The organism is Xanthovirga aplysinae (assembly GCF_009711365.1).
GTDB lineage: Bacteria > Bacteroidota > Bacteroidia > Cytophagales > Cyclobacteriaceae > Xanthovirga > Xanthovirga aplysinae.
Genome location: NZ_SMMB01001050.1, coordinates 1 through 7,025 on the forward strand (window position 1 = coordinate 1; position 7,025 = coordinate 7,025).

Below are 7,025 nucleotides of genomic sequence, written 5' to 3' on the forward strand. Positions count from 1 at the left end.
TTTTCTTAATGGAAAAAAAGATAACTTATTAATATAGCAGCGATCATCCCACTAAAGTCAGCTATTAATCCACAGGTAAGAGCGTATCGACTTTTACGAATACTAACTGAACCGAAATAGACTGCTAACACATAAAAGGTAGTTTCTGTGGAGCCTTGCATTACACTCACCAACCTGCCCACAAAAGAATCTGGAGTATAGGTATTCATGGCTTCCACCATCATTCCTCGAGCCCCACTACCACTAAGTGGTTTCATTAAAGCTGTTGGAAGGGCAGGAACAAAATCTGTGTTAACACCTGCTAAATGAAAGACATATCCTATGCCTTCAACAACATAATCTAGGGCTCCAGATGTACGGAAAACACCAATACCCACCAACATGGCCACTAAATAGGGAATAATTTTAATAGCAACCCCAAAACCTTCCTTTGCCCCTTCAATAAAAGTTTCATAGACATTAACTCTTTTCCGAAGTGCTAAAGAGATGAAAATTATTATAATGGAAAATAAAATAACATTACTCGCAACCTTAGAAACAGTGGCCATCTTCTCCTGCGGTAAACCGGAAAAATACCAAATGATTAAAGCTATCCCTAAAGTCAAAGATCCTAAATAAAGCAAGATAGTTTTATCCAAAAGATTGATCCGTTGGTAAATGGAAACACTTATTAATCCTGCCAGTGTAGAAAAGAAAGTGGCCAATAAAGTAGGAATAAAGATATCTGTGGGATCGGCGGCTCCAGCCTGTGCACGTAATACCATGACACTAATAGGAAGAATAGTTAATGCAGAGGTATTTAAAACTAAAAACATGATCTGGGCATTGGAGGCAGTTTCCTTATGCGGATTTAACTCTTGTAAACCTTCCATAGCTTTTAAGCCTAAAGGAGTAGCCGCATTATCTAATCCCAATATGTTGGCGGAAAAATTCATTAAGATGGACCCCATTACCGGGTGGTGAGCTGGGACTTCAGGAAACAATTTCCGAAAAAATGGACCTACAACTTTGTACATCCCTTGAATAGCCCCTCCTTTTTCTCCTATTCTCATCATGCCTAACCATAGGGCCATAACTCCTGTTAAATAAAGTGAAATGTCAAAGCCGATTTTTGCCATTTCAAAAGTAGATTCCACCAAAGCGGGAAAAATATCCAGGTCATTTAGAAAAATTAATCTTAATAGGGCAATAAGAAAGGCAATTAAAAAGAACCCCACCCAAATGTAATTAAGAACCATAAAAAATGTAGACTACGGTAAGCAATAGGTAAAACTTCAGAAAAATAGTTGAATTTATTGAAATCTTCTTCGTATTCGAACTTGAATTTTTGAAATATTTCCTGCAACTATGCGTTTTAATTGACCAATTGGTTTATCGAATATTTTTGAGAATTTTCTTTTATGAAAAAGCTTTTTTCCCTTACCTGTATTTTTTTCTCTTTGGTGTTGCTGTATTCTTGTAAAGATGATGGGGTCGATTTAAATGTACCAAAGCCATTCACCACCGAGAATATAGACTATATGTTATCTGTTAATGATGTTAAAACCTGGCAAAGGGTTAGCAGAGAAGAAAACGGTCAGTTGGTTGAGTTTAGTGAAGAGGAGACTGGTGCTTTGTTAAATTTTGCAGATACTGCCGTAGATGAAAGGAAAGACATTCTTTTTGAGTTGCCCAATAAACCCGATAATGAAGATGAATTCTTTAATGAATTAACTTCAGGGCTGGATAGTTTGTACGGCACATGGGATGTAGAAGCCCCTATAAATACTTTGGAAACAGCTAATCAATTGACTTTTGATTTGCTTAACAATTCCGATTTAAAGGTAACTTTTACGATTGAGGAAATTACTTCACAGCATCTCATTTTTACTTTTCCTGCCTTTGAGTTTTATAAAGAGGGAGAAGATACAAAATTGAGGTTAAAGGAAGGAATTACTGTAAAAGAAGAATACCAGGCATTATCATTATAAGCCTTTTTTATTCATTAATAAGGTTAAGGATATGACAAGCCGCTACCCCAGCGGTTTCGGTTCTTAGCCGACTTTTTCCCAGACTTATTGCTTCAAAGCCTTTATTAAAGGCTTTTTCTATTTCAGATGGGCTAAAATCTCCTTCAGGACCAATTAAAATACAATACTTTTTATTATTTAATGCTTTCTCCTTAAGGTGTTGAGGAATGTTATGATCAACGTAAGCAATCATACGTTGTTGATCATCAGAGAGATTATCAATAAAATCGTTAAACTTTTGTGAGGGATTGATTTTTGGAACCCATGTCTTTAGGGATTGTTTGCTGGCACTGATAGCCTTGCGCAGTAGTCGATCGTTTTTTACGGTCTTTCTTTCAGAATGCTCACAGAGCAAGAGACTAATTTCATCAACTCCGAATTCTACCGATTTTTCAACGAACCATTCCAATCGATCAATGTTTTTAGTGGGAGCAATGGCGATATGAATATAATAAGGCCTTTTATCACTGTCCTGTTCCTTTTTTATTACTTCAAATTCACATTTTCTGTGGTTGGCCTTGGTGATGATCGCCTCATATAAACCTCCCAAACCATCAATCAAAGTAATTGAAGCCCCTTCCTTTAACCTCAATACTTTAACGGCATGACGGGATTCTTCTTCTTCCAAATAATTTACACCTTGTGCAACTAATGGTTGATAAAAGATTTGCATTATCGAGGCTTTTTTTAAATAACGAAGTCCGGCAAAATTATTTATGCCGGACTTTTATTTTATTAAAAGAGAATATAGATCATTTCAAAAGGAAAAATCAAACAGTATTTATATTTGATTTTCGCTATTCGTAATCTCTAACAAACCTTAAAAAGGTCCTTAAACTAAATCTTTGGCTAATTCCAAATTAACACGCTGCCCTTTAATGGTATTGGAACTCATAATATCAATTACCTTGCTGGCATCGTTTTTTGGAACTTCCACATAAGAGAATCTTGGAAAGATTTCGATTTCCCCTATAGAATAACCAGGAACTCCCGTTTCTCCAGAAATGGCTCCTACGATATCCTTAGGGCTGATATTGGCATTTCTACCCTGATTAATGAATAATCGGGCCATGGATTCGTTTCTATTTCTTCGTCCATTTCGCTCACGACCATTTCTGCCTGACCTTGGGGAGCGATCATTTCTTCTCCCTCTATCTCTATCTCTATTCCCTCTTTCTCGACCTCTTCCTGATGAGGCATTCAGATCTGAAAGCGGTTCTTCTTTTCCTAAATGGAGTTTCATTAAGGCGGCAAGAACTTCTGTTGAACTATTGTTTTCCAACAATTGATCAATCATGGAGTCAAACCCTTCAAGCTCCTCTTCAGCAAGGAGGATCTGCAATTTTTCCATAAATTTCAATCGCTTGATCTCAATCATTGCCGTACCGGAAGGAACCAGAGCTTTCTGAATTCTACTTTTGGTGATTCGCTCGATTTCCCAAAGTTTACTTTTATCTCGTCCACTCACAAGGGAAAAAGCTTTACCTGAGCGGCCAGCTCGTCCGGTTCTACCAATTCTATGTACATAGAATTCAGCATCCTGCGGAAGATCATAGTTGAAGACACCGTCCACTCCATTCACATCAATACCGCGGGCTGCAACATCTGTAGCAACTAATATATTTAAACTTCCATTTCGGAACTTACTCATTACCCGATTTCGCTGTGACTGACTCATATCCCCATGCAAGGCTTCTGCAGCAAAACTTCTAGACTGTAATTCTTCGGTCACCTGGTCTACCATTCTTTTGGTATTACAGAAGACTAACATCAATTGAAGGCCGTGAACGTCGATCAACCGACACATAGCCTCTGTTTTATCATTTGGCCTTACCTCAAAGTAATTTTGTTCAATCCGGTCTACAGTTAATTCCTTTTTGACCACTTTGATGACCTTTGGCTCATACTGATATTTTTCAGTAAGTTTCATGATCGGAGGTGGCATGGTAGCTGAAAAGAAAACCGTTTGCCGCTCCTCTGGCATTTGATTCATGATCTTTTCGATATCCTCCCTAAAACCCATGTCCAGCATTTCATCTGCCTCATCCAAAACTATCATCTGAGTGGCACTCAAATCTAGGGTCTTTCGATTTAGGTGATCAATTACTCTACCTGGTGTTCCCGCAACAATGTGAACCCCTCTTTTAAGAGACCGAATTTGTTTTTCGATAGGGTCACCTCCATAAATCGCAAGAGATTTTATTCCTCTTCTATATTTAGAAAGCTTCTTAATTTCGTTGCACACCTGGAGGGCTAACTCACGTGTAGGGCATAGCACCAATACCTGTGTTTCATTTAAGCCTGTGTCAATTCCTTCGATCGCTGGAATACTAAAAGCCGCCGTTTTTCCTGTACCCGTCTGTGCTTGTCCAACAACATCATGTCCCTCTTTTAACAAAGGGATGGCAGCGGTTTGGATTGGAGATGCTTCTTCAAATCCCATTTCTTCAACTGCCTGCATGATTTCATCTGACAAAAACAGTTCCTCAAATTTCAATGTCTTCATTAATTCTATTTAGTATGTGTTAATAGCATTTGAGCGATGAAACATAGGAGACTTAAACTGACGGAAAGGTTTAATTTGGTTATTTTTAAAAGGCCTGAATATACAATTTCCTTTGTGGTTATGTCCCACTTTCCACAACTCATGCAAAAAGAACTGCAAAGATAGGTATTTATTACAATTTTTAAAGGAAGAAAGTTGATTCCTGATCAATTTCCTGTTGAATATGGAATATTTCTGCTAAACACAGCTACATTAATTGCTCATCTATCCATCAGGAAACAATTATTCAGTTATTTGTTTATTGTTTGGGGAAATAGTTCTATAAAGGAGCAAAAAAAGTTTAGGGACAAACTTATCATTTTTCCCTTTTCATCTTGGTAGGGTTATGAACATGAGGGAAGGAATACAAAGACCTCCTTTACAATTCCAATTAGAAAGGATATCCAATACCAAAATTTATTAGAGTTTGATTTTCTTGACCTACTTTTATACCAAATGGCTTTTTAATATTAATGTCTTTCCAGCTAAACCTGCCAGAAGGATCTATAAGCTTGGTGGCTATATCAAACCGAAGCATTAAAAAAGAAAGATCCACACGAATACCGTATCCAGCCCCCACTGCAATTTGTTTATAAAATTTATCAAATTTAAATTGAGAACCCTCCCTATTATCTTCTGATATCATCCAAATGTTCCCTGCATCTACAAAAAATGCACCTTCTAGAAAACCGAATAAGGGGTGCCTAAATTCTATACTGCTTTCTAGTAATAATTCTCCAAATTGCTCATAATTATATAGATCTGGCGCTTTATAGGACCCCGGGCCTAGACGTCTTGGTGACCAAGCTCGGATTCCATAGCTACCTCCGGCAAAAAAGTATTTATCATATGGAAGGGCTTTTAAACCCTCATCGGTTTTACTTCCTCCTCCGTATGGTTGGGCTATACCAAAGTTGATTTTATAAGCCAATTCACTTTTTTGTGAGGTGGGAAGAGTAGCCCTATAGTCGGTATTAAATCGAAAAAATTGATAATGTTCTAGTCCTGCCCGTTCAAGAAGTCCTGTACCGGTAAGGTTCAAAATACTCCCTCCATTTTCTGCTTGAATTTTAAGGTAAGACTTGTCACGGCCCGATTTAGAATCTTTAAAATTATAGGTAGCAGTAAAGATTGCACTACTCACAAATGAGGGATTAAAGGAACTTTTTAGACTGGGACTAAAGCTTTCCAAAGTTTCCCTAAATTCATCAGTCCAATCTGATAATATCAAATTAATATCTGCCAGCCGCAAAGAATAAAATTTATTAGGCTTTTGCCAACTGTACACCAAAGCAGTGTTAAAATTTGTTCTTTCCCGATCAGACCGTTTTAGATAATCGTACCCTACAGACAAAGATGTTCTTGGGTTGGTGTTTCCCAACAGGCGTTGAAAACGGTTTCCAAAAGGAAAAATAAATTGAGGGAAACTTAATGAAAGGTTAGTTCCTATTTCAACCTCCGCAAAATTTCTTTTACTTTTACTTTTATCTGGATCTGGATCTGTATCATCTATGTTTAAAATGACATTATTGATACCTCCATAAAAGTTTAAGGCTAAAACTTCCATTCCTTTAAAAAGATTTCGATCTTTAAAGGTCATATTATAAAATGGTCCCGGTGTCTTTACATCCTCCTTTACATTAAAACCTAATTCATTAGTCCACTGAAATTTTGGATAGGGAGTGGCATATATTTTAGTGATCATTTGACCTCCAGTTGTGTCCTGAAACACATTCACACCGAACATATCCAGATTACCCAATTGCAGTTGGGTTTGAAGGTTTTTTTCCCGACTATAAAGTTCACCTGCTTTATTATAAACCCTTTGGGCTAATATTTTCTCTGAGTACTGCCGGTCGTAGTATTTAAAGTTTATTCCATTATAAAACTTAGTTTTTCGTTCCCTACCCTCACTTTTTACTCCGATGTCAGTAATAAATTCAACAGAATCAATTTGAAAAACGGAATGTTCCTTTTTATCAATTGGGCTTGATATCCGCGTTTCAACGGTAATGGGGTTGCTATCTACTGAAATACTATCATAATAAACTGTAAAATCAATATATTTCCTTGAAAAACCATAGTAACCTTTATTTTGAAGAAGGTGTTCTAATCTCTCCCTTTCTTTTGAAAGAAGAGCCTGATTGTAATTTTCTCCAACCTTGAGAAGGGAACTTGTGCTGTCCTTTTGAGCAATGTCCAACACTTTTTGATCTTCAGATGTGTAATAAACTTTGTTTAAAATATAGGGAGGACCTTCATGAACATTGTAAGTAACCTCCACCTCACTCTTTGATTCCTTTACCTCAAAATCGACTAATGCATTAAAATAGCCCTTCGATTTCATATAGCTGGTAATTTGCTGCCGGGTTAGTTCCGTTTCTGTGGGGTTGTAAATTGCCAACGGTTCTCCCCATTGCATTAAAAGATTTCCCTCCTGCTGGAACTTATCGTATTTTGCAAGTTTTCTA

5 protein-coding genes are annotated in these 7,025 nt (G+C 37.2%); 1 reads left to right on the plus strand and 4 read right to left on the minus strand.

The window, feature by feature from the left end; all coding sequences use genetic code 11:
- Positions 1-5 precede the first annotated feature (5 nt).
- A complete protein-coding gene (locus E1171_RS11415; protein ID WP_155206135.1) occupies positions 6-1,238 on the minus strand; it encodes a nucleoside recognition domain-containing protein in 1,233 nt (410 codons plus the stop codon).
- 162 nt (positions 1,239-1,400) lie between these two features.
- Between E1171_RS11415 and E1171_RS11420 the strand changes: the two genes are divergently transcribed.
- Positions 1,401-1,970 (plus strand): hypothetical protein, encoded by a 570-nt coding sequence (locus E1171_RS11420; protein WP_155206136.1) that lies wholly within the window; start codon positions 1,401-1,403, stop codon positions 1,968-1,970.
- Positions 1,971-1,977: 7 nt separating this feature from the next.
- Here the strand turns inward: E1171_RS11420 and E1171_RS11425 are convergent, their stop codons facing one another.
- The 3 genes from E1171_RS11425 to tamL all read right to left on the minus strand — a co-directional run.
- Positions 1,978-2,682: a 16S rRNA (uracil(1498)-N(3))-methyltransferase gene (locus E1171_RS11425; RefSeq protein ID WP_155206137.1), complete on the minus strand. Its 705-nt coding sequence runs from the start codon at positions 2,680-2,682 to the stop codon at positions 1,978-1,980.
- A gap of 159 nt (positions 2,683-2,841) precedes the next feature.
- Entirely contained in the window at positions 2,842-4,515 is a 1,674-nt protein-coding gene (locus tag E1171_RS11430; protein ID WP_155206138.1) for a DEAD/DEAH box helicase, read from the minus strand.
- A gap of 430 nt (positions 4,516-4,945) precedes the next feature.
- Positions 4,946-7,025 (minus strand): translocation and assembly module lipoprotein TamL (gene tamL / locus E1171_RS11435; RefSeq protein WP_155206139.1); only part of this gene is annotated, 2,080 nt, incomplete at its 5' end.

Bases quoted from the DNA above. Each gene is read 5' to 3' on its own strand.
- E1171_RS11415 (WP_155206135.1), bottom strand. From the start codon at position 1,238: ATGGTTCTTAATTACATTTGGGTGGGGTTCTTTTTAATTGCCTTTCTT.
- E1171_RS11420 (WP_155206136.1), top strand. From the start codon at position 1,401: ATGAAAAAGCTTTTTTCCCTTACCTGTATTTTTTTCTCTTTGGTGTTG.
- E1171_RS11425 (WP_155206137.1), bottom strand. From the start codon at position 2,682: ATGCAAATCTTTTATCAACCATTAGTTGCACAAGGTGTAAATTATTTG.
- E1171_RS11430 (WP_155206138.1), bottom strand. From the start codon at position 4,515: ATGAAGACATTGAAATTTGAGGAACTGTTTTTGTCAGATGAAATCATG.